The 21,481-nt window shown below is 67.7% G+C and carries 23 protein-coding genes and 1 tRNA gene; 14 read left to right on the top strand and 10 right to left on the bottom strand.

What is annotated here, in order from left to right:
* Positions 1 to 55: 55 nt before the first annotated feature.
* Positions 56 to 871 carry a siderophore-interacting protein gene (locus BLU38_RS25090; RefSeq protein WP_091528669.1) on the top strand — a complete coding sequence of 272 codons (816 nt, stop codon included), beginning with the start codon at positions 56 to 58 and terminating at the stop codon, positions 869 to 871.
* Here BLU38_RS25090 and BLU38_RS25095 read toward each other — a convergent pair whose 3' ends face one another.
* The 3 genes from BLU38_RS25095 to BLU38_RS25105 form a co-directional block, all read right to left on the bottom strand.
* A complete protein-coding gene (locus tag BLU38_RS25095) occupies positions 872 to 2,788 on the bottom strand; it encodes a tetratricopeptide repeat protein (RefSeq protein ID WP_172836217.1) in 1,917 nt (638 codons plus the stop codon).
* Positions 2,785 to 3,660 (bottom strand): AfsR/SARP family transcriptional regulator, encoded by an 876-nt coding sequence (locus tag BLU38_RS25100; RefSeq protein ID WP_091528674.1) that lies wholly within the window; start codon positions 3,658 to 3,660, stop codon positions 2,785 to 2,787. Before BLU38_RS25100 ends, BLU38_RS25095 begins: the two co-directional genes overlap by 4 nt.
* Positions 3,661 to 3,724: 64 nt before the next feature.
* Entirely contained in the window at positions 3,725 to 4,729 is a 1,005-nt protein-coding gene (locus BLU38_RS25105; protein ID WP_091528677.1) for a winged helix-turn-helix domain-containing protein, read from the bottom strand.
* Between the two features lie 168 nt (positions 4,730 to 4,897).
* Between BLU38_RS25105 and BLU38_RS25110 the strand changes: the two genes are divergently transcribed.
* Together BLU38_RS25110 and BLU38_RS25115 are read left to right on the top strand one after the other, a co-directional pair.
* Complete coding sequence (locus BLU38_RS25110; protein ID WP_157683701.1) at positions 4,898 to 6,178, top strand: FUSC family protein; 1,281 nt, start codon at positions 4,898 to 4,900, stop codon at positions 6,176 to 6,178.
* Between the two features lie 233 nt (positions 6,179 to 6,411).
* Positions 6,412 to 6,485, top strand: a tRNA-Val gene (locus tag BLU38_RS25115).
* A gap of 26 nt (positions 6,486 to 6,511) precedes the next feature.
* Here the strand turns inward: BLU38_RS25115 and BLU38_RS25120 are convergent.
* Both BLU38_RS25120 and BLU38_RS25125 read right to left on the bottom strand, forming a co-directional pair.
* The gene (locus BLU38_RS25120; protein WP_231920439.1) at positions 6,512 to 7,456 is read right to left on the bottom strand and encodes a M56 family metallopeptidase; all 945 of its coding nucleotides are present in this window, start codon (positions 7,454 to 7,456) and stop codon (positions 6,512 to 6,514) included.
* Between the two features lie 3 nt (positions 7,457 to 7,459).
* Complete coding sequence (locus BLU38_RS25125) at positions 7,460 to 7,873, bottom strand: BlaI/MecI/CopY family transcriptional regulator (RefSeq protein WP_231920032.1); 414 nt, start codon at positions 7,871 to 7,873, stop codon at positions 7,460 to 7,462.
* Between the two features lie 112 nt (positions 7,874 to 7,985).
* On the opposite strand from BLU38_RS25125, the gene BLU38_RS25130 reads away from it, so the two are divergent.
* Positions 7,986 to 9,284: a COG4705 family protein gene (locus BLU38_RS25130; RefSeq protein WP_091528686.1), complete on the top strand. Its 1,299-nt coding sequence runs from the start codon at positions 7,986 to 7,988 to the stop codon at positions 9,282 to 9,284.
* 220 nt (positions 9,285 to 9,504) lie between these two features.
* Here the strand turns inward: BLU38_RS25130 and BLU38_RS31055 are convergent, their stop codons facing one another.
* Positions 9,505 to 9,651, bottom strand: a complete 147-nt coding sequence (locus tag BLU38_RS31055; protein WP_157683702.1) for a hypothetical protein — start codon at positions 9,649 to 9,651, stop codon at positions 9,505 to 9,507.
* Between the two features lie 163 nt (positions 9,652 to 9,814).
* Here BLU38_RS31055 and BLU38_RS25135 point away from each other — a divergent pair, with 163 nt between their 5' ends.
* Complete coding sequence (locus BLU38_RS25135; RefSeq protein WP_091528688.1) at positions 9,815 to 10,054, top strand: hypothetical protein; 240 nt, start codon at positions 9,815 to 9,817, stop codon at positions 10,052 to 10,054.
* Between the two features lie 34 nt (positions 10,055 to 10,088).
* Here BLU38_RS25135 and BLU38_RS25140 read toward each other — a convergent pair whose 3' ends face one another.
* Positions 10,089 to 11,204 (bottom strand): sulfite exporter TauE/SafE family protein, encoded by a 1,116-nt coding sequence (locus BLU38_RS25140; RefSeq protein ID WP_197679856.1) that lies wholly within the window; start codon positions 11,202 to 11,204, stop codon positions 10,089 to 10,091.
* Between the two features lie 113 nt (positions 11,205 to 11,317).
* On the opposite strand from BLU38_RS25140, the gene BLU38_RS25145 reads away from it, so the two are divergent.
* Positions 11,318 to 11,701: a hypothetical protein gene (locus BLU38_RS25145; protein WP_091528691.1), complete on the top strand. Its 384-nt coding sequence runs from the start codon at positions 11,318 to 11,320 to the stop codon at positions 11,699 to 11,701.
* A gap of 13 nt (positions 11,702 to 11,714) precedes the next feature.
* Positions 11,715 to 12,482, top strand: a complete 768-nt coding sequence (locus BLU38_RS25150; protein WP_091528693.1) for an SDR family oxidoreductase — start codon at positions 11,715 to 11,717, stop codon at positions 12,480 to 12,482.
* A gap of 50 nt (positions 12,483 to 12,532) precedes the next feature.
* Here the strand turns inward: BLU38_RS25150 and BLU38_RS25155 are convergent, their stop codons facing one another.
* Positions 12,533 to 13,411 carry a phytanoyl-CoA dioxygenase family protein gene (locus BLU38_RS25155; protein WP_091533118.1) on the bottom strand — a complete coding sequence of 293 codons (879 nt, stop codon included), beginning with the start codon at positions 13,409 to 13,411 and terminating at the stop codon, positions 12,533 to 12,535.
* A gap of 70 nt (positions 13,412 to 13,481) precedes the next feature.
* Here BLU38_RS25155 and BLU38_RS25160 point away from each other — a divergent pair, with 70 nt between their 5' ends.
* Complete coding sequence (locus BLU38_RS25160; protein ID WP_172836218.1) at positions 13,482 to 14,303, top strand: helix-turn-helix domain-containing protein; 822 nt, start codon at positions 13,482 to 13,484, stop codon at positions 14,301 to 14,303.
* A gap of 24 nt (positions 14,304 to 14,327) precedes the next feature.
* On the opposite strand, the gene BLU38_RS25165 is transcribed toward BLU38_RS25160, so the two are convergent.
* Together BLU38_RS25165 and BLU38_RS31060 are read right to left on the bottom strand one after the other, a co-directional pair.
* Positions 14,328 to 15,266, bottom strand: coding sequence for an ROK family protein (locus BLU38_RS25165; protein WP_091533120.1), 939 nt, complete (start codon positions 15,264 to 15,266; stop codon positions 14,328 to 14,330).
* A gap of 61 nt (positions 15,267 to 15,327) precedes the next feature.
* The gene (locus tag BLU38_RS31060) at positions 15,328 to 15,471 is read right to left on the bottom strand and encodes a hypothetical protein (protein WP_157683703.1); all 144 of its coding nucleotides are present in this window, start codon (positions 15,469 to 15,471) and stop codon (positions 15,328 to 15,330) included.
* A 97-nt stretch (positions 15,472 to 15,568) separates the two neighbouring features.
* Between BLU38_RS31060 and prfB the strand changes: the two genes are divergently transcribed.
* The 6 genes from prfB to BLU38_RS25195 all read left to right on the top strand — a co-directional run bounded on the left by prfB (position 15,569) and on the right by BLU38_RS25195 (position 21,465).
* Complete coding sequence (prfB, locus tag BLU38_RS25170; RefSeq protein ID WP_231920033.1) at positions 15,569 to 16,678, top strand: peptide chain release factor 2; 1,110 nt, start codon at positions 15,569 to 15,571, stop codon at positions 16,676 to 16,678.
* Positions 16,679 to 16,693: 15 nt separating this feature from the next.
* Positions 16,694 to 17,098: a PPOX class F420-dependent oxidoreductase gene (locus tag BLU38_RS25175; RefSeq protein ID WP_091528702.1), complete on the top strand. Its 405-nt coding sequence runs from the start codon at positions 16,694 to 16,696 to the stop codon at positions 17,096 to 17,098.
* A 149-nt stretch (positions 17,099 to 17,247) separates the two neighbouring features.
* On the top strand, positions 17,248 to 17,937 hold the full coding sequence (ftsE, locus tag BLU38_RS25180; protein WP_091528704.1) for a cell division ATP-binding protein FtsE: 690 nt from the start codon (positions 17,248 to 17,250) through the stop codon (positions 17,935 to 17,937).
* Positions 17,938 to 18,115: 178 nt separating this feature from the next.
* A complete protein-coding gene (ftsX, locus tag BLU38_RS25185; protein ID WP_091528706.1) occupies positions 18,116 to 19,033 on the top strand; it encodes a permease-like cell division protein FtsX in 918 nt (305 codons plus the stop codon).
* Positions 19,034 to 19,396: 363 nt separating this feature from the next.
* Positions 19,397 to 20,899, top strand: a complete 1,503-nt coding sequence (locus BLU38_RS25190) for a M23 family metallopeptidase (protein ID WP_157683704.1) — start codon at positions 19,397 to 19,399, stop codon at positions 20,897 to 20,899.
* 119 nt (positions 20,900 to 21,018) lie between these two features.
* Entirely contained in the window at positions 21,019 to 21,465 is a 447-nt protein-coding gene (locus BLU38_RS25195) for a response regulator (protein WP_091528710.1), read from the top strand.
* Positions 21,466 to 21,481 lie beyond the last annotated feature (16 nt).

The raw sequence follows: 21,481 nt of genomic DNA on the forward strand, positions 1-21,481 counted from the left end.
CCGGGCCGACCCGACCCGACCCGAGCAGCTTCACCAACACGAACAGGGGAGCAGGATGGCAGAACAGCTGGCTTCGGAGCGAGACGTCAAGCCGGCGCGGGCATCGGTCCGCGACGTGACCGTGCGTGCGGTCCAGCGACTCTCCTCGGGCTTCGTCCGGATCACGGTCGGCGGCGACGATCCCGAGTTCGCCGACGAGTTCGACTATCTGGGGTACGACCAGTGGCTGCGACTGTTCCTGCCCAACGAGGCGTCGACCTCGATCCCTCCCTACGGTGACATCGAGGGCTGGTACGGGCGCTGGACCGCCACGGACCCCGATCGGCGGACGGTGATCAGGAACTACACCATCCGCGATGCTCGAAGGGTCGACGGCAGCTGGGAGCTGGACATCGACTTCGTCGTGCACGCAGGGCCGTCAGGACAGGTGGAAGGCATCGCCGCCAACTGGGCGTGCAACGCCGCCCCCGGTGACCGGTTGGCGATCCTCGACCAGGGGCGGATCTTCACCCATCAGCCGGATGACCGTCCGATCGTGATCATCGCCGACGAGAGCGGCCTGCCGGGTGTCGAGGGAATTGCTCGATCACTGGACGGCCGACCGGCGCAGTACCTGCTCGAAGTGCCGCATGCCGATGACGTTCGTGATCTTGTCGGTGCGGATCCGGTGTGGGCGGTCCGCCAGCCGGGCACGATGCCCGGGTCAGCGCTGTTGTTCCACGTGCTGGAGCTGCAAGTCGATCCCGAGTCGCTGGGCTATGTGGTGGGAGAGGCAAGTTTCATGGTGGCCGCCCGCAATCATCTGCGCTCGGCGGGAGTGCCCAAGAGCCGTCTGGACTTCTGCGCCTATTGGCGGCCGCTGGACGACTGATCAGCCGGCCGGCATCGCGTCGGTCGACCGTACCGGGCGGATGATCTTGCTGTGCACGGTGTCGGCCATCGGATGGCCGGTCGGCCGCAGGATCTCGTACGCCTGCTGCCAGGTCTGCCGCGCGCCGCTGCGGTCACCCTGAGCCAGCAGGACGTCGCCGAGATGATCAAGGACATCGGCCTCGTTGAAGCGGTCACCGATCTGGCGATAGAGATCATGAGCCTGCCGCATGCATTCTGTTGCACGGTGCAGGTCTCCGAGCTTGTAGTGCACGAATCCTTCGGTGTCCCAGACCGGCGCGAGCAGGCTCGGGTCGTCCTCACGATGGAACGTGCGGACCTGTTGGCAGTATCGCAAGGCCGTGTCGTAGTCGCCCTGCTGGCCGTGGAACCAGGCCAGATCGACCCGCACCCAGTTGACTCCGAAGCCGTTGTCCTGGGCGGCGTACAGCTCCAGGGCACGCTCCGAATGGGCGATGGCCGAGTCGAAATCGGCGTTCAGGGCTGCGAGCTTGCCCAGATTGGACTCGACCCGCGCCACCGCCTGGTCATCGTCCAGGCTGCGGTAGAGGTCGGCGGCCTGTTCGAAGGCTCGCAAGCTCTCCTGCAGCCGTCCGAGATGGGCCAAGGCACCGCCGACACTCTGCAGAGATCGCGCTTCTTCGTGCCGGTCGCCGATCCTGCCGGCGACCGTCAGCGACAGCTCGGCCAGCTGCTTCCAGTCGTACCAATGAGCCTGCATCTCCACGTAATCCCGCATCGCCTCGTGCAGCAGGAACACCCGCCGGACAAGATCATCAGAGCCGGCGGCGATGTCGATCATCGCCAGGAGTTGATCATGCTCACTCCTGAACCAGGTCTGGGCCTCTCGCTGGGTCTCGACGGCGGCGACCGGCACCGGTTCAGCCGCCGCCGGGAACGGGGTCAGCGGCCGCAGCCGAGGCGCCAGCAGCTCGGTGGCCCGCCGTGCGGTGTGCAGGTAGTGGTCGATCATCCGGGCCAGTGCCTGGATGCGTGCCGCGGTGGGCACCTCGGCGGCGAGCTCGGCTGCGTAGCTGGCGATCAGGTCATGGCTGCTGTAGCGGCCCGGTTGGTGCTCGCGCAGCAGGTGCACCCGACAGAGCTCGATCAGCACGGTTCGGGTCGCTGCGACCGGCCGGCCCAGTAACGCAGCAGCGGCGATCGTCGTCAGGTCAGGGCCGGGGTGCAGGCCGAGCAGCCGGAAGGCCGACGCCGCCGCCGGGCTGAGAGCGGCAGCGGACCAGGAGAACACCGTACGAAGGTCGGCAGCGGCGGTGTCGCCACCGAAGACATCGAGGCCGCCCGGCGCCTCGCGCAATTCGGCGGCCAGCGCCGACAGCGGCAATTGCGGTTGGGTCGCGGCGCGGGCCGATACCAGCGCGATCGCCAACGGAAGGCCGGCGCAGGCCGCGACCAGTTCCGCAACGGCTGCCGGTTCGTCCCGCACCCGGTTGCGCCCCAGCCGTGCCATCAACTGTCGGTGCCCGTCTTCGACGCCGACCGGCTCGACCTCGACCGGCATCGCCCCGGTGGTGGCGATCAGTCCGGTCAGCTGGTGCCGACTGGTGATCATCACCAGGCAACCTCCGGTGCCGGGCAGCAGCGGCAGCACCTGATCGCTGTCCCGGGCGTTGTCCAGCACCAGCAGCATTCGCCTGCCGGCCATCAGGCTGCGGAACCGTGCTGCCTGCTCGTCCGGGTCGGTGGGGACGGTGGCACCGGGCGCGATCGCATCGAGGAAACCGCGCAACGCGGCGGCCGGGTTGAGCATCCGATCCGCAGGACCGAAGCCGCGCAGATTCACGTACAGCTGGCCGTCGGGGAAGCGGTCGGCGATCCGATGCGCCCAGTGCACCGCCAGCGAGGTCTTGCCGACTCCGGGAGGGCCGGTGATCAACAGCGGAGCGTCGCCCCAGCGGCCCCGTCGAGTCGACTGTCCAGGGCCTGGAGCACATCCAACCGGCCGGCGAAGATCCGCAGGTCCGGCGGCAGTTGGCGGGGAATCACTGCCGGTGTCGGCTCGGGTGTCGGGTCGGTGGTCGGGTCGGCGAGCAGCGCGGCATGAACGGTCTGCAACGGCGCACCGGGATCGCTCCCCAGCTGATCGGCGATCAGCCGCCGGACCTGCTCGTAGCGCTCCAGCGCCTCGGCCCGGCGGCCGCTGCGGTCCAGCAGCCGCAACTGCCGCACCCACAGCGATTCCCGGAGCGGATAGCGACCGGTCAGCTCGGCCAGTTCCTCGATCGGACCGTCCAGCTGGCCATGCTCGACATCGAGATCGATCCGCCGCTCGCTGGCGGTCAGGAAGGCCTCCACCAGACGGGGCCGTTCGACCTGCTGCAGGACCGGGGCGTCGATGCCACCGAACGGCTCGTCGCGCCACAGCAACAGCGCCGCCTCCAACGCGAGTCGCTCGGTGGTGCGGTCTGCTGCCTGCCGGGCGTCGGCCAACAATCTGCCGAACCGCAGCACGTCGACCTGATCGGGATCCAACCGCAACGTGTAGCCGTACGGATCGGTGGCGATCGTCTCGGCGCCGACCAGATTGCGCAGCCGATTGACATAGGTGTGCAGGCTGCGGCGAGGGTTGGACGGCAACTGTTCGGCCCACAGCTCACCCACCAGCCGCTCGGACGTGACCGAGCGGCCGGCTGACAACGCCAGCAGCGCCAACAGCGCTCGCAGTCGCCCGGCCGTGATGGCGATCCGATCCGTGCCGCGGACCAGTTCCAGTTCCCCGAGCAGCCGCACCTGCAGTGGTGAGCTCATCGACCCACAAACTAGCCCTCCGACGGATCAGCGGCCAGCGCTGTTTCCGGCCCGTGGGCACCGATCACGCGGTACGGACCAGGGTGGCTTCGGCGGCTTCGGTGCCGGCCAGCAGACTCCGACCCAGTCCGGTCAGTGAATGCCGGACCGCGCCCTGGTCACGTCGACTCTCGATCAGCCCCGCTTCCCGCAGCACCCGGGTGTGCTCGGAGGCCGAGGCGACCGAGATGCCGAGCCGTCGTGCGACACCGCTGGTCGAGGCGCTCACGGTGAGAGCTCGCAGCGTCGATGCCCGGGTCCGGCCGAGCAGGGCGGACAGTCGTTGCCGGCCGTCGTCGGCTTCGGCAGCGGCGTCACCGGCACGCGGATGAGGTACCGGATAGACCAGGACCGGAACCAGCTCGGGATCGAGCAACGTGATCGGATCCCGCCAGCAGAAGAAGGACGGGATCAGCCGGATGCCACGGCCGGCCAGGTGGATGTCCCGATCGGCCTTGGCGGTGAGTTCGAGCACCGGTGAGGTCCAGCGGATCGACGGATGCAACCCGGCCAGCATGCCGTCCACGCCGGCCTCCAGGAACGCCGCGGCCTGCCGAGCCCGATCGGCCTCGACGGCGCCGGTGATCCGCTCCCACGACGGCGCCAGCACCGAGCGGTGGTACTCACGCAGACCGGTGCCGAGGGCCTCCAGGACTGCCGGGTCGCCGGCGCTCAGTTGCTGGATCCAGCCGCACGGTCGACGCCACGCCGCGAGCAACTCCAACTCGGTCCGCAGCCGTCGACGCGGTGTCAGCTGCACCCGTTCGACGGCGGCGTCCAGGTCGGTGCTGCCGGCCAGATCGGGGGTGAGGAAGTCGGGTGAATAGCCGCGCGGCGGTGCCAGCGTCGGCAACATCCGGGCCTTGGGCGTGAGCCCGCCGACGACCTGGCGTCGCCATCGGTCGAACGGCGCCGCCCGCGACGTCCGGTGCAGCAGATGGGCGCTGAGCAGCGCCTCCCAGAGCGGATCCGGTCCCGGCGTCATCCGGACCCGGGCAAGATCATCTGCGGTGAAATGGAAGCGCAGCATGGAACCCCCTCCGGCCGCTCGGATCGGAGCCGGTGCGCGTCACCGCTGCGATTCGGTGACCGTTCACCTGGTGATGCGGCCGAAGCCAGTGAACGCCGGAGCTGTTTCAGATCGCTGTCATGCTGCTCACGCCTACCGCGTCGACCGGTGGGGTGTAATCCTTCAGATGTGCTGAACAGCCGACTGCTCGGCCTGATCTGGCCGGCACACCCGACCTCGTGGCGGGACGTCCCCGGTCGGCTGCTGCCCTTCGGTGTCCAGATGCTGCGGGTGACGATCGCCGCCGTGGTCGCCTATCTGCTGACACTGCCGTTGGCCAAGGGCGGGCCGATCGACCTGACCGGCCCGCTGACCGCGATGCTGGTGGTCCAGGCGTCAGCGGTGGGAACCTTCCGGATGGGGCTGGTCCGGGTCGGGGCGGTGCTGTCCGGGGTGCTGATCGCGACGTTGTTGTCCAACTGGATCGGCCTGACCTGGTGGAGCCTCGGCGCGGCGATCGCCTCGGCACTGCTGCTGGCCCGGGTGCTCCGGTTGCGAGAGCAGCTGTTGGAAGCGCCGATCAGTGCGATGTTGATCCTCGGCGTCACCAACCACGGTGTCGCGGCGGAGATCCGGGTGCTGAACACGTTCGTCGGTGCCGGGGTCGGAATGGCGATGGGGATGCTGTTCCCGACCGCTCTGGCCGCGGCATCGGTGATCGGTGGGCTGAAGCGGCTGGCAGCCTCGATGGCCCGACCCTTGGACGACGCCGCCGACACGATGCGGGATCAGCCACCGACCCGGGCGCAGGCGCAGGACTGGCTCGATCTGGCCCGCGACACCTCCGGCGAGCTGGCCGAGGTGGTGCGGTCGGTGGCCAGCCTGCGGGAGCGCCGGCGGTGGAATCCACGGGCGCTCGGGACCACCAACGCCGTACCGGTGCTGGACAGCGCGCTGGACACCTACGACCGGTGCCTGATGGCGTTGCGAGCGCTGTTCACCGCGATCGTGGGTGAGTTGCCGGACGGCGAGGAACCCGAGGACCGGTTCGGTGACGAGCTGCGGCAGATCTTCGCCGTCGTGCTCGGCCAGACCGCCGAGTGTCTGCGCGCCTTCGGCGAACTCGTCGCTGCCGAGGCGGACGGCCGCGAGGAACACGCCGAAGAAGCATTGCGGCAGAGTCTGGAATATGCCGGGGAGACCCGCGCGATGCTGGCCGAGCTGATGCTCGTCGGCCCGGACGCGCGGAACGCCTGGCTGCTGCGCAGCAGTGTGATCGTGGCGCTGGAACATCTGTTGAACGAGTTGCGGCTGGAGAATCGCGAACGCGCTCGGCAGGCCCGCAACAAACAACGGCTGCCGATCGTGGTGGAGGGCGTCCTGCCGCATCCGGAGCGGCCGTACCCGCGAGCCGTGGACATGGTGCTGGACCGGCGCCGGATGCTGCGACACCGATCTCGAAATCGATGAAAGTTGCATTGAATGGGGGAGCTCGTGGCACGATGGGGTGACGGACCCGATGGAGGTTGACGGCCACTCGGGGGATGTGGGGATGTGCGACGTCCATCGGGTCCGTACTAATCGCCGGCTCCGGCGCTGACTCCCGGGGCCACGCGCACCCAACTGATTCGGTGCCGCTGACGTCGTCGGCTAGGGTTTGTCGCGCCGATCCGCCGCCGGTCATCGATGTGCTGCGGTTGCCCGGGTGCATAGCTCAGTTGGTTAGAGCACTTCCCTTACAAGGAAGGGGCCGGGGGTTCGAGTCCCTCTGCACCCACTTGCCGGTCACAGCCGATTCCTCTATCAGGTCAGCGATCCCGGAGCGAGCGCCAACAGCTGGCCCAGATCGCCGGCTGCTTCGGCTGCGCACCAAGCGGTGATCGCAGTCAACGCGCAGCTCGCGGCCATGGCAAAAGAGTTGCTGCGTGGAGTCGGCGTCAGCAGTGCTCGGACCCGACGGGGGACCGGGCCGTCGGCGCGTGAGGCGATCGGCGCTGCCATCGCCAGTCGGACCGCAGGCAGGGCACCGGGGTCGGTCCGAGGTCCGGTTGCCAGGGCCGCCTTCGTGATGGCGACCGCCACGGCCCGACGGTCGCCGGTCACCTGGGCCGCGTGCTCGTCGGCCCACCGCTCGATCGCGAATTCGACCGCCGGCACCAGTGGTCGAAGGAACGGATTCGCCGCAGCCGCGAGTCGGACGACGGAGACATAGCCGTGGTGACCATGATCAAGATGGGCATGCTCGTGGGCCAGCAGGGCATCGAAGTCGGTGGCGTCCAGAGCGGTAATCATGCCTCGGGAGACGACGATCCGAGCGGGGCGACCGGGGATGGCATACGCGTCCGCAGCCGGGCTCGCGGTGACGACGATCCGATCCGGGCCGGCGAACGAGCGTGCATGTCGGTGGGACCGGACCAACGAGCGCAGTCGGCGGATGCCATAGCCGATAGCAGCCACACTCGCGGCCGTCAGCGCGAGGGTGGCGACCGCTGCGACCGGTGGGATGGTCAGCTGGCGCAACAGCACCGACCGGTGGGCGATCCGGTCCGACTCCGACACGATGTCCCAGCGGGCCAGGGCACCGATGACCAGGATGCCCAAGCCGATGCAGCTGGTTGCGGCCAGCACGACCGCGGACACGGTGATCACCATCGTTGCCGTCCGCGGGTGCAGCCATCGGGTGGTGGCTCTGGCGATCGGCACCGCGAGCAGCGGTGCCAGCAGGCAGATCACGACATCGGGTTGCATCACTCAGGACTCGGGGCGGTTCGGCTCGTCGAGGAGCTGCCGGAGGAGCTGCTCGTCGTGCTCGGAGAGCCCGCTGACGAAGCGGGTCAGGACGGCATCGCGATCGGTCATGTCGTCCAGCACCGCGTTCAGCCGACGCGCGGCGAGCCCGGCCTGGTCCGACACCGGGGCGTAGCGAAAGGCCCGGCCGTCCCGTTCGCGGGTCAGGACGTTCTTCTCGTACAACCGGGTGAGGATGGTGACGACTGTGCTGTAGGACAGGGCATCCTGGTCGCGGACGGCGAGCTGATCACGGACCTCACTGGCCTTCAGTGGACGGTCGGCATCCAGCAGCAGCTTGGTGACCACCGCCTCGAGAGTGCCGTGTGCACGGCGCGCCGACTCTCGGCCGGAGTGCCGTTCGCCCAGTGGACCCACGTGTTCCTCCGTTCGCTGCCGCTCTGGTCGCCGATGCGGAAGCCCGATTTTACGTCAGCGCGATTCGAGTCGTTCTAAGCATCTACACAGTTGTAGAAGTTAGCTTCGCTGCATGACAACAGCGACGACTACCGCATCACGCCCGCGCTTCGCCGGCGGCCGCCTGCTCAACAAAGTCCCCGAGGTCACCATCTGGTTCTGGGTGATCAAAATCCTTTGTACGACGGTCGGCGAGAGCTTCGCCGACTGGATCAACATGACGCTCGGCGTCGGCCTGAACAACACCGCGCTGATCTTCACCGGTGTGCTGATCGCCGTGCTGGCGATCCAGCTGACCCGCCGGCGCTACGTACCGTTCCCGTACTGGCTGACCGTGGTGGTCGTGTCGGTGACGGGCACGCTCTACACCGACATCCTGACCGATGAGCTGAACGTCCCGCTCTGGCTGTCCTCCTCGGTGTTCGCCGTCCTGCTGGTGGTCGTGTTCGGGATCTGGTGGAAGCGGGAGCACACCCTGTCGATCCATTCAATCATCTCGCTGCCGCGGGAGAGTTTCTACTGGCTGACTGTGCTGGTCACGTTCGCCCTCGGCACGGCGACCGGCGACTGGTCGCTGGAGCTGACCGGCTGGTCGCCCGGCATCGCGGCCCTGTTGCCGCTCGGGCTGATCATCGCCATCACCCTGTTGTGGCGGTTCGGTGCCAACCCGGTGCTGTCGTTCTGGCTGGCCTACATCCTGACCCGCCCACTGGGTGCGAACATCGGCGACTTCCTCGCCTCTCCGACGACCCCTGCCGGCCCCGGCGAACCGGTCGGCCTCGGGCTCGGCACCTTCACCACCAGTCTGATCTTCCTCGGCCTCATCCTGGCCACGGTCATCTACCTGACCATCTCACGCGCCGACGTTTCCGAGGTCGTCGACCTGACCCACGAACCGGCTGTCACCACCGATCGGCGTCGGCAACGGATCGGGCTGATCGGGTTTGTGGTGCTGGCGGTGCTGACTGCGGTGATCATGACCGCAGCACACCTGACACCGCACCAGAACGCGGCCGCCGCCGATGACGGTGCGGCGACCGGACCGGTCAAGCAGTTGAAGCCGGCTCAGGCGATTGCCCACTTCCCGAAGCCGACGATCGCCAAATACGTAGCGTTGGCCAAGACCGCACGGACACAGGACCAGGCCGGCAAGGCCGCCGCGTCGCACGCCACGGTACAGAAGATGCGCGATACCTGGGATGCCGATCAGCCGACTCTGCAACCCAAGGACGACACCGCCTGGACCTTCCTCGACCGTGAGATGGACAGCGTGTTGAAGGTGTACGCAATCGACCACCCAGGTGTGAAGGCAGCCGCGCCGGCCGCCCAGGAGAAGGAACTCGGTGTGCTTCTCCACGATCTCGGCGCCTGACGTCAGGACTTCCTCGGCCGCTCCCTGCTCGATCCTCATGGTGGGGGCCGAGGCCGTCCGTCGCAGCACCAGAACGGCCGATCAAGATCGCTCACCTGAACGGCCGATCAAGATCTCTGGACAGAACGGCTGACCAAGATCCCTGAGCCTGTCGAAGGGCGGTCGAACATACGGTCCTTCGAGAGGCTCAGGACCCTTGTGACGGTGTTGTCGCAGATCGTCACGACATCGCCGTACCCGTTGCATCAACCCTGCCGCTCCAGCCGCTCACTCCGAGCGTCAGAGCGCGACCGGCGAGGACCATCGCGGCGATCCTGATGATCTTGTGCCCGTCGTACTCCTGGAGTTCGGGTTCACCGATCCTCACAGCATCGACGGCGGATCGGGTACGCGCGCCCGTGTTCCGTCACCCGGGTGAACCCGTACGACCTCGGTCGTACGGCGGTGTGGCCCGCAGATCGATGTGCTGCCGCCCGGCGCCCGGCGAGACTGGTGCACACACAGTGAGCAACACGTCGGGAGGCGGAGAGATGACGATTCTGGCCGGTGAAGTCAAGGGGCGCGTCGAGGAACGGCCGGCGCCGTCAGTCACCTACTGGCTGACCGCCAGCCCGTGGCACGGCCAGGCACCGGTCGATGATCTCTACCGCGAATATCTGGACTGGTCGGCCGGAGCCGCCGTGCCGTTCGACCGGTTCCTGCACGACGTCGGCGTGTGTGGCCCCGAGTTGATCTTGGCCGACGGGATGTTCTTGTTCTCCCGCCCCTGAAGCGAACGGGGCTCCCGCGATGACAGGTTCGGCGCTACCGTGGGCTCTGGTCGGATCCGCTCGTATCCCCCGATAACGAGTTCGCGGTCCGACTCTCGGGGTGGGTAGACGTGGCTGGGCGCGTTCCCCCGAGCGGCCCAGCCACGTTCCCCTCTGCCGGGCGCGACGTGCGACGTTCCGCGGCCCGTCGATGGGAACGGCGGCGGACCCAGACCCAGGCCAGATTGCCGGCGACCAGCATCACCACCGCGGCGATCAACACCGCAGGGCTGGGTGCTCCGAGCATCTTGATGCCCGAGCAGACCAACAGCACCGCCAGCGCCCGGCGGATGATGCCGCCCGGTGCTCGGGAGGAGATCTGGGCGCCGATGAACGCGCCGGGAATGGCGCCGATCAGCAGCGAGATGGCGATCCCGAAGTCGGCGTCGCCGTTGATCGCGTGCGCGGTGGCCGCGGCAGCCACCAGCGGTACGGCCTGGACCAGATCTGTGCCGACCAATTGCGAGGCCTTCAACGCCGGGAACATCAACAGCAGCGCGACGACGATGATCGAACCGGACCCGACCGAGGTCAGTCCGACGAACAGCCCGGCCACCGCACCGAGGATGACGATCGGCACCGGGCGGATCACGATCGGCGGCGCCGCGCCACCGACCGGACGTCCCTCGCCGAGGGCGGATTCGTTGATCACCAACTGTCGCCAGGCCCGGTAGATCAGGCCGGCCGCCGCGACCAGCAGCGCGATGCCCAGGGCCGTCGACAGCACCGCGTCGGTCCTGGTGCCGAGATGCAATGCCTTCAGGGCGAACACCCCACCGAACGCCGCCGGCACCGACCCGACGCACAACCACAGCACCAACCTGAGGTTCACCGTCCGCCGACGCAGATGGACGATCGCGCCGGCCGGCTTCATGAACAGACTGGTGACCAGATCGCTGGCGATCGCCACCAGCGGATCGATCTTGAACAGAAAGACCAGCATCGGCGTCATCAGGGCGCCGCCGCCCATCCCGGTCAGGCCGACGATGACGCCGACACCGAGACCGCCGAGCAGCAGCCCGGGATCGAAAAAGCCCACCAGTGCTTCGTCCCCCATGTCTGATGTCGCCGTGCCGCCCAGCTTCGGCCGGATGCCCCTGTCGACACCCATTTCCGGGGAGCTTACTCGGGTTGGTCGGGATAGTCGGCCCGTTCGAACACAGAACGAGACGACACAGCGCTGTGCCTCCGGCCGAGCCGGGGGAGCGCCGATAGGCTGAGTCGGTGCTCACACCGCGTGCTCGGCTCCTGGTCGGCGGCCTCACCGGCCTGATCGGACTGGTAGCCATGGTCCGACTGGTCGGTGCCGGATTTCCCGGCAGCATGCTGTTCGCCGAGATCTTCGTCGCGTTGGCGATGGTGCCCTGGGTCGTCTACAGCGCCGTCCGGGCCCACCACGGCGACCTCGATGTCAGAACGGTGCTTCCGGTCGCCGTGATCGCGGCCGCAGGATTCCTGCTGGTGTGGTGGGCGACCATCGGCCCGGTGCTGGCGTTAGGGTGCTCGCTGGCGGCGTTCGTGATCATCTGGCTGCACGACCTGCCACCGAAGAAGCCCAAGGCCGAACGCCTGGTCAAGATCGACGAGCTCACCGACTCCCACCGATAGAGGTAGATCCGGCATGGCAGTACTGGACAGTTTTTCGTTGCAGGGCAAGGTTTCCGTGGTCACCGGCGCGGCTCGCGGGATCGGTCGCGCGCTGGCGTTGGCGCTGGCCGAAGCCGGCAGTGACGTCGCCGTGCTGGTCCGCAATCCGGCGGCGGTGAAGGACCTGCTGAGCGAGATCGAACAACACGGAGTACGGGCCGCAGCGGTCAGCGCCGACGTCACCCACCCGGCCCAGGTCGAGTCGGCAGTCGCCGAGATCTACCAACAGCTCGGCACCGTCGACGTCTTGATCAACAACGCCGGCACCTGTGTGCACCGGCCGGCGCTGGAGGTCAGCGCCGAGGAGTGGAACACCGTGATGGACGTCAACGTCAACGGCGTCTGGCACTGCGCGCAGGCCTTCGGCCGCCGGATGGTGCAGCAGGGCCATGGCAACATCATCAACATCGGGTCGATCTCGGCGCTGATCGTCAACCGACCCCAATGGCAGCCCGGCTACAACGCCTCCAAGGCCGCCGTCCACCAGCTCACCAAATCACTGGCCGCGGAGTGGGCGCCGCACGGCGTTCGGGTGAACGCCCTCGCCCCGGGCTATGTGAAGACCGAGATGGCCCCCGCCGACGACCCGAAGTTCAAGCCGTACTGGATCGACGACGCGCCGATGCAGCGCGCCGCCGCGCCCGAGGAGCTCGGCCCGACCGTCGTCTACCTCGCCTCCGACGCCTCCAGCTTCATGACCGGCTCAGTACTGGTATTCGACGGCGGCTACACGATTTATTAGCAGGGGGACGACCCTCCTGACCCCCGAGGTGGTCGGGTCCGTGCCTTTGCTCAGTGTGCCGACCCTTCCCAGCCGTCGCCGCAGGGGCCGCCGCCGGTGGCTTCGTCGATGGTGAGTTCGGTGCCGTCGGGAGAGATCAACGGCATGTAGAACCGGGACACCTCCTGGCTGGCCTGCGGTACGTAGTGGAAGATCAGCGAACGGCGGTAGCGGTCGGTCGTCGTGTTCGGTAGCGACCCGTGTACCGCACTGCCGTGGAAGAACAGCACATCACCCGGCTGCATCTCGGTCTGCACCGCGGTCATCCCCTCCGGAGGCCGGACCAGCCCGGTGGTGAAGGACTGTTCGGCGTCGGCGACCTCGGGGCAGACCACGTCCATCGTGTGACTGCCCGGCACCACCGACAGTCCGCCGTTGGCCGCATCGCACCGGTCGATCGCTACCCAGGCAGCAATGCAGGTCTCCGGATGGGCCTTGAGGAAGTAGTTGTCCTGATGCATCGCCTGACCGCGGGCGGTCGGCGGCTTGAAGTAGAACATCGACTGAGCGCCGTAGGCCGGGCCGACCAGGGTGCTGACGATGTCCAGGATGCGCGGATCGGTCAGCAGCCGACGGGCGATCGCACCGGCGGCGAGATCGGGCCGGCGATGTGGCTGCATCTGCCGCGGATACCGGGACAGCACGTTGTCGTCGGCGACCTCGTTGACATTGCCGAGCGCTCCCGGATCGGAGTGCACCTGATCCATGAAGGCGGTCCGGATCTGGTCGATGTCGTCACCGGTCAACACCTGGTTGACCTGGACAACGCCGTCGGCGTCATAGCGCCGACGCAACTCGTCCGGACCGATCACGCCCGCGGCAAGATCGGAACGGGTGGCGGTCAGCAGTGTCCTGGTCTCGGCAGCCAGTTCGGCGTGCGATGTGGTCATGGCACGATCCTGCCCCAGGTGCCCCCGAGTCTGAAGGATTGATCCGGTCGGCAGCATGGATAATCCTGTCATGGCCAAGCAGACCGACGCGGTCTCGGTCGCCCGCCGCACCGCCCGGGTGCTGACCGGCAGGCTGGACGGCGACGACACCTACCGCACCGTCCGGCTGCGCGGCACCACCGATTGGCTGCTGCTGGCAACCGTCGCCGGCGGCGGCCGGTTGCGGGTCACCGGCCAGCGTGACATCCGGACCGGCCCGGACCAGATCACCGTCGTCGAACCGTACGTGCCGCACGACTACGGGACCGATCCCGCTGCCGGCCGCTGGACCTTGCGCTGGGCCCATCTGGAACCACGCCCGGACTGGCTGCCGCTGCTGGACTGGCCGTCGGTCGCACCCGGCATCCGGCAGTTGCCGATCGAGCACGCGGTCCGGGATCGGGTGGTCGCCAATCTCGACCGGGCCACCGTCGCAGCCCGCAGCGGTCTGCCGCAGAGTCCTCAGTTCGCGATGAACGCGGTGGAGGAGGTGCTGCTCTGGTGCGACACCCAGAACCCGCGCCGGCCCGTTCTCGATCCGCGACTGCTGGCCGTCCTGGAGTACGCCGGTGATCATCTTGATCGACCGCACACCGTCGCATCACTGGCCCGGATCGGCGGTCTGTCGGCAACCCGGCTGGCACACCTGGCCGGCGATCAACTCGGCACCAGCCTGATGGCTCACATCCAACGGCAGCGGATGGATCTGGCCCGCCAGTTGTTGATCATGACCGACCTGCCGATCGCCGAGGTCGCCGGCCGGGTCGGCTACGACGACCCGTTGTACTTCTCCCGGCGGTTCCGGATCGCGACGTCCACCTCACCGAGCGCGTTCCGCTCGGCGAGTCGGTGATCACGACAGGGTCGGCCGAAACGATCAGGTCGACAGGGTTTGGGCGAGGGCAGCGGCGCCGAGGATGCCGGCGTTGTCCAGTATCGCCGGTCGGACCTCGAGGTTCTGTACGTAGGACAGGGTGGCGAAGTCACGCAGGTGCTGGCGCAACGGGGTGAAGATCACCTCGCCGGCCTTGGCGACACCACCGCCGAGGACGAAGGTCTCGACGTCCAACAACGTTGCGGTGGCAGCGATCCCGGCGGCCAACGCACGCATCCCGCGGTCGATCACCTCGATCGCGATCGGGTCGCCGGCCCGCGCGTCGGCGGTCAGTGCCTCGGCGTCGTCGCCACCGGTCCAGCCGGCCTGCTGGGCCTGGACGACCATCGCCGGCCCGCGGGCGTAGGACTCGACACAACCGTGGCCGCCGCAGACACAGAGCGGCCCGAACGCGTTCACACTGATGTGGCCGAGCAACACCGCATTGCCGGTCGTCCCGGCGTACAACTGATCGTTGATCACCGCACCGGCGCCGACACCGGTCGACAGCACCATCCCGACCATCGAATGCACATCGGCGCCCGCACCCAGCCAATGCTCGCCCAATGCCATGCAGTGCCCGTCGCCGGCCAGACCGACCAGGGGATCGGCGCCGGTCTCCTCGGCCACCACCCGGCGGACCTGTTCGACAACCGGGAACTCGCGCCAGGCAGCGATGTTCACCGGCGAGATCCATCCGGCCGGACCGTCGATCGGGCCGGCCGATCCGATTCCGACCCGCTGCCGGCCACTCAGCCCGGCCTCACCGATGATCTTGCCGATCACCTCGGCCGCCGGGGCGAAGGTCGCCGCGGCGTCGGCGTCCTTCGGGGTCGGTGCCCGCAGTTGGTGGGTGATCGTCCCGTCCGGCTGGACCACCGCTACGGCGATCTTGGTCCCGCCGATGTCGATCGCCAGCACCGGATCGGCCACCTCTGCCATCTCACTCCACCCATCGCCGACGTCCATCGTTGCGGGACAGGAGCTTAACGGTGATCCGCGGTCAGCGGATCTTGTGCCGGACGCGCTGCACCGTCTCCTTGATCTTGCGTTGGTTCTCGGGCTTACGCAGCTCACGCTGCGCGACCTGCACCACCTTGGCGACGATCGCGCCCTTGGCCAGTCCTTTGACGAATCCCATTCCCATGGCTCCAACGATAGGTGGCCGGAGTCGCGGAGTCGGCGGACCAGGGGGTCGACCAGGGATGACTGGGGGCCGTTCCGGGGAGGTAGGCTGGGCGGCTGTGGCTACCGACTTCTCTGCTCTGTGGACCGAGCTCGACCGTGCCCTGACCTCCATCGAGTCCGTCACGGATCCGGAGGCCAAGCAGGCCGAGATCGCCGAGCTGGAGAAGGAAGTCGCCCGCCCCGACCTGTGGGACGACCAGGAGAACGCACAGCGGGTCACCTCCCGGCTGTCCTCGCTGCAGGGCGACGTGGAGCGGGTCAGCAAGCTCCGTTCCCGGCTGGACGACGTCCAGGTGCTCGTCGAACTCGCCGAGTCCGAGGGTGACGCCGACAGCCTGGCCGAGGCGGAGACCGAATTCGCCAACCTGCGCAAGGCCATCGACTCCCTCGAGGTCCGGACCCTGCTGAGCGGCGAGTACGACCAGCGCGACGCCCTGGTGACGATTCGTTCCGAGGCCGGTGGCGTCGATGCCGCCGACTTCGCCGCGATGCTGCTGCGGATGTATCTGCGTTGGGCCGAGCGGCATCACTACGGTGCCGAGGTCTACGACACCTCCTACGCCGAGGAAGCGGGCATCAAATCGGCCACCTTCACCGTCAAGGCGCCGTACGCCTACGGCACCCTGTCGGTGGAGCAGGGCACCCACCGGCTGGTCCGGATCTCCCCGTTCGACAACCAGGGCCGGCGGCAGACCTCGTTCGCCGGGGTCGAGGTGCTACCGGTCACCGAACAGGCCGACCATATCGACATCCCCGAGGCTGACATCCGGATCGACGTCTTCCGGTCCTCCGGCCCGGGCGGACAGAGCGTCAACACCACCGACTCCGCGGTCCGGATCACCCACCTGCCGACCGGCATCGTCGTGTCCTGTCAGAACGAGAAGTCCCAGCTGCAGAACAAGGCCGCAGCGCTGCAGGTGCTGCAGTCCCGGCTGCTGGAACGGGCCCGCAAGGAGCGCGAGGCCGAGCTGAACGCGCTGAAGGGCGACGGCGGCAACAGCTGGGGAGCGCAGATGCGGTCCTACGTGCTGCACCCGTACCAGATGGTCAAGGACCTGCGGACCAACTACGAGACCTCCAACCCCGACGCCGTGTTCGACGGCGAGATCGACGACTTCCTGGACGCCGGCGTCCGGTGGCGCCGTACCGAAGAGGCAGCCGTCTAACCGAGAAGGAGCCAGATGCCCAAGCCACCGATCCCCGCCGAGATCGAGAAGTTCCTCGCCCAGCCGAACCCGGCGATCATCGCCACCGTCCGCCCGGACGGGCAGCCGGTGACCGTCGCCACCTGGTACGGCTATGAAGGGGGCCGGATCCTGGTCAACATGGACGCCGGCCGCAAGCGACTGGAGTATCTGCGCAACGATCCCCGGGTCTCACTGACGGTGCTGGCCGACAGCTGGTACGAACACGTCAGCCTGCAGGGCCGGGTGGTCGAGATCGTCGATGACACCGAGCTGGCCGGCATCGACCGACTCAGCCGCGCCTACAGCGGCAACCCGTACCCGAATCGGGACCGGCCGCGGGTCGACGCCTGGATCGAGATCGACCGCTGGCACGGCTGGGGAGAGTTCGCCACCAGCTGACGGCTGCGAGAGAGGGTCATTTCCGGCGCGCCCGCCGCAATATGTGGATAACGATCAGGTCTCGCCTACACTCGTTGCGGCCGGTCCCGCCTGCGAACTCGTGACTGCACGATTCTCGGGGCGGGCACACCTCCTAGCTGAGAAGCATTGTGATTCGATTCGAGAACGTGACCAAGGTCTACGAGGGGCAGCGGCGCGCTGCCCTGGGCGACGTGAACGTCGAGATCGACAAGGGAGAGTTCGTCTTCCTGGTCGGTACGTCGGGATCGGGCAAGTCGACCTTCCTGCGACTGATCCTGCGTGAGCTGCGGGCATCCCAGGGCAACGTGTACGTGGCCGGCCGTGACCTGTCCAAGATGCACAGCTGGAAGGTCCCCGGGATGCGGCGCCAGATCGGCACCGTCTTCCAGGACTTCCGATTGCTGCCGAACAAGACCGTGCACGAGAACGTCGCGTTCGCGCTGCAGGTGATCGGCAAGTCCAAGACCACCATCAACCGGGTGGTCCCCGAGGTGCTGGACCTGGTCGGTCTGGACGGCAAGGAGGACCGCCGTCCCGATGAGCTCTCCGGCGGCGAGCAGCAGCGGGTGGCGATCGCTCGAGCCTTCGTGAACCGGCCGATGATCCTGATCGCCGACGAGCCGACCGGAAACCTGGACCCCGCCACCAGCGTGGGCATCATGAAGCTGCTGGACCGGATCAACCGGGCCGACACCACGGTGCTGATGGCCACCCACGACCAGACCATCGTCGATCAGATGCGCAAGCGGGTCATCGAGTTGGACGACGGACTCGTCGTCCGCGACCAGTCCCGTGGCGTCTACGGCTACCAGACGTGACTATCAGAGCAGGGGGGACGACCCCCCTGACCCCCCGGGCCGGTCGGGCTGGTCGGGTTCGGATGGCCGGGTCGGACCGATCGGGTCACGTCGGATCGGGCGTGATCTGTGGAGCGGCTCGGCGTCGGGTGGCTGCGCCGGGCACTTCCCCTAGAACGAACAGGAACCTGTAGGACATATGCGACTCCGACACATCTTCGCCGAGGCCGGCGCGGGACTGCGCCGCAACCTGACGATGACGCTGGCCGTGATCGTCACGATGTGGGTCTCGCTGTCCCTGTTCGGTGCCGGTCTGCTGGCCCAGCAGGAGGTCGAACTGGCCAAGGGCAAGTGGTACGACAAGATCGAGATCACCGTCTTCCTCTGCTCCAAGGCGGTCTCCTCCGGCGACAACTGCACGCCGGGTCAGGACACCACCGAGGCGCAGAAGCAGGTCATCCGGCAGACCCTGGAGTCCAATCCCGAGGTCGCCCAGGGCGGTGTCTACTTCGAGTCCAAGCACGAGGCGTACCAGGAATTCAAGAAGGCCTACGAGGGCAACCCGCTGCAGGGATCGCTGACCGAGGACCAGATGCAGGAGTCCTTCCGGATCAAGCTGAAGAACCCCGAGCAGTACGACGGCGTCGTCTCCTCGGTGCAGGGGCTGCCGGGGGTCCAGGCGATCCAGGACCTGAAACAGATCCTCGACCCGCTCTTCAGCTGGATCAACCTGCTGCAGTGGGGGACCATCATCGCCTCGGCCCTGCTGCTGCTGGCCGCAGCCCTGCAGATCGGCAACACGATCCGGCTGACCGCGTTCGCCCGAAGACGCGAGATCGGCATCATGAGGCTGGTCGGAGCGAGCAACTTCTATATCACGCTGCCGTTCCTGCTGGAATCAGTGATCTCCGCATTGATCGGAGCGGCTCTCTCATGCGCAACATTGGCCGCAGGCGTTTACTTCATCATCATGCGTAAGGCTCAAGTCTCGATCCAGTCTTTAAATTGGATCGGCTGGAACCAAACCTTCCTCGCGATGGGCGCCGTCGGCATCGTCGGCATCCTGCTGGCGGTGATTCCCACGCTTGTGACGACCCGGAAGTACCTCCGCGTCTGACCTTGAGAGTTACTCAGGTTTGCTCCCCGATCGGGCGGACACGCGTCGCCAGGTTGTGTGACGGATGGGGTCTGTGCTGTTAAATCACCCTGGAGTCGGTCGTTGCCGACGTCGTACGACGTCGTCCGCCTGCTCTGCACAACTCCATCTGGCAGTAGACCCGGATCCTCCGGTTTGCACCGTCGCTGCGGCTGCGCCGCAGGTGCGAACCGGATGATCCAGGGCAATATCTGACAGCACACTCCTAGGTACTGATTGGGGAAAGCTGTGGTTCCGGACCTTCCCTGCGTCGACAACGGCGTTCCGGACGACAGCGAGGCACCAGCAGCACGAGGTGGCTTCGCCTGGCTCCGGCCAGCGTCCATGCACACAACTGAAAACGATCCGCGTACGGCGGGCAGCTCGGCGACCGCGAGGCGCCGGGGCCGTCCGTTGTTCCGGATCGGGATGGCGCTCGCGACCGCTGCGCTGACCGGTTGCCTGACCGTGTCGGCCGCCGTCGGCGACCCACTGGACGACAAGCACAAAGAGCTGCAACAGCAGATCAGTCGGACCCAGCAGGACATGAACGAGTCCTCCCAGGCCGCCTCCGACGCCGCCGTCGAGCTGACCAGGGCCGAACACGAACTGAGCGCAGCGCAGGCCGCGCTGGCCAAGACTCAGCAGGAGGCCCAGGTCGCCGCGGACAAGGACGCTGCGATGGCGGTCAAGCTCCGGCAGCAGCGGGCCGAACTGGCCCAGGCCAAGGCGGCCGTCGCCAAGGGCCGGCAGAACCTGGCCAAGAAGAAGGCGCTGGTCGGCGAGATCGTCCGCAACCAGTTCCAGAAGCAGACCAGCCTGATGCCGCTCGCCGTGCTGACCACGAGCTCGTCGGCCAACGACATGGAGAAGCGGCTCCAACTGTCGCAGACGATGCTGGACACCAACCAGTCCGAATTCAACGACCTCACCGCGCTGCAGAAGAAGCTGGACGCCGAGAAGGCCAAGCAGGCAGCCCTGGAGAAGCAGGTCGCCGCCGATCGCGCCGCGGCCGCCGCCAACCTGCAGACCAAACGCAATCTGGAGGCCCAGGCCGAGACCCAGAAGGCGACCGTCGCCGGGCTGGTCAAACAGCGCGAGTCGGCCCAGGCTGCCGCCGACAAGGCCGCCGCCGCGGACAAGGCGCACTATCAGAACCTGCAGGACGAGGACGCCGCGGTCCAGAAGCGGATCGCCGAACGCATCGCCCGGGAGAAGGCCGAGGCCGCCCGCCGGGCCGCAGCCGCCCGAGCCAAGGCCGCCGCCGAGGCCCGTGCCCGAGCCGCCCGGGAACGCGCAGCCAAGGCCCGGTCGAAGGCCGAGGCCGAAGCAGCCAGGGCCGAGGAACGCGCCGCCGAGCGGCAGGCCAACAAGTCGCACTCCGGAGGCGGCGGGGGCGGTTCCTCCGACAACTCCGGTGGCGGCGGTGGCGGCGGATCGGACAGCTCGGCGCACCACGGCTTCGTCTATCCGGCCGACGCACCGATCACCTCCCCGTACGGGATGCGGCTGCACCCGGTGCTGCACATCTGGAAGCTGCATGACGGCACCGACTTCGGCGCCGCCTGCGGTGCCCCGATCCATGCGCCGTACGACGGCCGGGTCGCCGAGAAGTACTTCAACGCCGGCTACGGCAACCGGCTGCTGATCGATCACGGCAAGGTGGACGGGCACTACATCACCACGGCGATGAACCACGCCATCCGCTACACCGTCGGCGTCGGCGACCACGTCAACAAGGGCCAGGTCATCGGCTACGTCGGCACCACCGGCTACTCCACCGGCTGCCACATGCACCTGATGGTGTACAAGGACGGCAACATGATCAACCCGATGTCCTGGTACTGATCAGCTCATCTCTGCTGTCGACCCGGATCTGCTCCCCCGGCAGACCCGGGTCGGTATGCTGCGAGCAGCGGCACGAACTCCCGGAATCCCGTGGGTGTTGCCCCGGGAGATGATGCAGCGTGAATTCCCAGCCGAACGCACCGAATTCCCAGCCGAACGCACCGGGCCCGATCCGACTGCTGCTCGTCGAAGACCACGCCCAGGTGGCGATGGCCCTGGTCGCCGCGTTCGAGACCGTCGAGGACATCGACCTCGTCGGGACCGCCGGGACGATCGCCGAAGCGGTGTCGCTGGCCGCCGAGCTCGGCCCCGATCTGGTGCTGCTCGACCGACGGCTGCCCGACGGTGACGGAGTCGACGCGATCGCACCGTTGCGCGAACACCATCCGTCCGGTCGCGTCCTGATCTTCACCGGCGAGGCGGACCGTGCGATCGCCGACCGGGTCCGGGCGGCCGGTGGCGACGGACTGGTGCTGAAGGCGGGGCGGTTGGACAATCTGCTCAGCACGATCCACCGGGTCGCGGCCGGCGAGCAGTCCTTCGACGTCGGTCTGCTGGAGCAGTGAACGCGCTGACACCTGC

This window comes from Microlunatus soli (assembly GCF_900105385.1).
GTDB classification, from domain to species: Bacteria; Actinomycetota; Actinomycetes; order Propionibacteriales; family Propionibacteriaceae; genus Microlunatus; species Microlunatus soli.

Excerpts from the sequence above, each read along its gene's own strand:
- BLU38_RS25175 (WP_091528702.1), top strand. The coding sequence starts at position 16,694 with ATGCCCAAGCCACCGATCCCCGCCGAGATCGAGAAGTTCCTCGCCCAG.
- BLU38_RS25190 (WP_157683704.1), top strand. The coding sequence starts at position 19,397 with ATGCACACAACTGAAAACGATCCGCGTACGGCGGGCAGCTCGGCGACC.
- BLU38_RS25135 (WP_091528688.1), top strand. The coding sequence starts at position 9,815 with ATGACGATTCTGGCCGGTGAAGTCAAGGGGCGCGTCGAGGAACGGCCG.
- BLU38_RS25165 (WP_091533120.1), bottom strand. The coding sequence starts at position 15,266 with ATGGCAGAGGTGGCCGATCCGGTGCTGGCGATCGACATCGGCGGGACC.
- BLU38_RS25105 (WP_091528677.1), bottom strand. The coding sequence starts at position 4,729 with ATGCTGCGCTTCCATTTCACCGCAGATGATCTTGCCCGGGTCCGGATG.
- BLU38_RS25090 (WP_091528669.1), top strand. The coding sequence starts at position 56 with ATGGCAGAACAGCTGGCTTCGGAGCGAGACGTCAAGCCGGCGCGGGCA.
- BLU38_RS25150 (WP_091528693.1), top strand. The coding sequence starts at position 11,715 with ATGGCAGTACTGGACAGTTTTTCGTTGCAGGGCAAGGTTTCCGTGGTC.
- BLU38_RS25155 (WP_091533118.1), bottom strand. The coding sequence starts at position 13,411 with ATGACCACATCGCACGCCGAACTGGCTGCCGAGACCAGGACACTGCTG.
- BLU38_RS25160 (WP_172836218.1), top strand. The coding sequence starts at position 13,482 with ATGGCCAAGCAGACCGACGCGGTCTCGGTCGCCCGCCGCACCGCCCGG.
- BLU38_RS25100 (WP_091528674.1), bottom strand. The coding sequence starts at position 3,660 with ATGAGCTCACCACTGCAGGTGCGGCTGCTCGGGGAACTGGAACTGGTC.
- ftsX (WP_091528706.1), top strand. The coding sequence starts at position 18,116 with ATGCGACTCCGACACATCTTCGCCGAGGCCGGCGCGGGACTGCGCCGC.
- BLU38_RS31060 (WP_157683703.1), bottom strand. The coding sequence starts at position 15,471 with ATGGGAATGGGATTCGTCAAAGGACTGGCCAAGGGCGCGATCGTCGCC.
- BLU38_RS25130 (WP_091528686.1), top strand. The coding sequence starts at position 7,986 with ATGACAACAGCGACGACTACCGCATCACGCCCGCGCTTCGCCGGCGGC.
- BLU38_RS25120 (WP_231920439.1), bottom strand. The coding sequence starts at position 7,456 with ATGCAACCCGATGTCGTGATCTGCCTGCTGGCACCGCTGCTCGCGGTG.
- BLU38_RS25140 (WP_197679856.1), bottom strand. The coding sequence starts at position 11,204 with ATGGGTGTCGACAGGGGCATCCGGCCGAAGCTGGGCGGCACGGCGACA.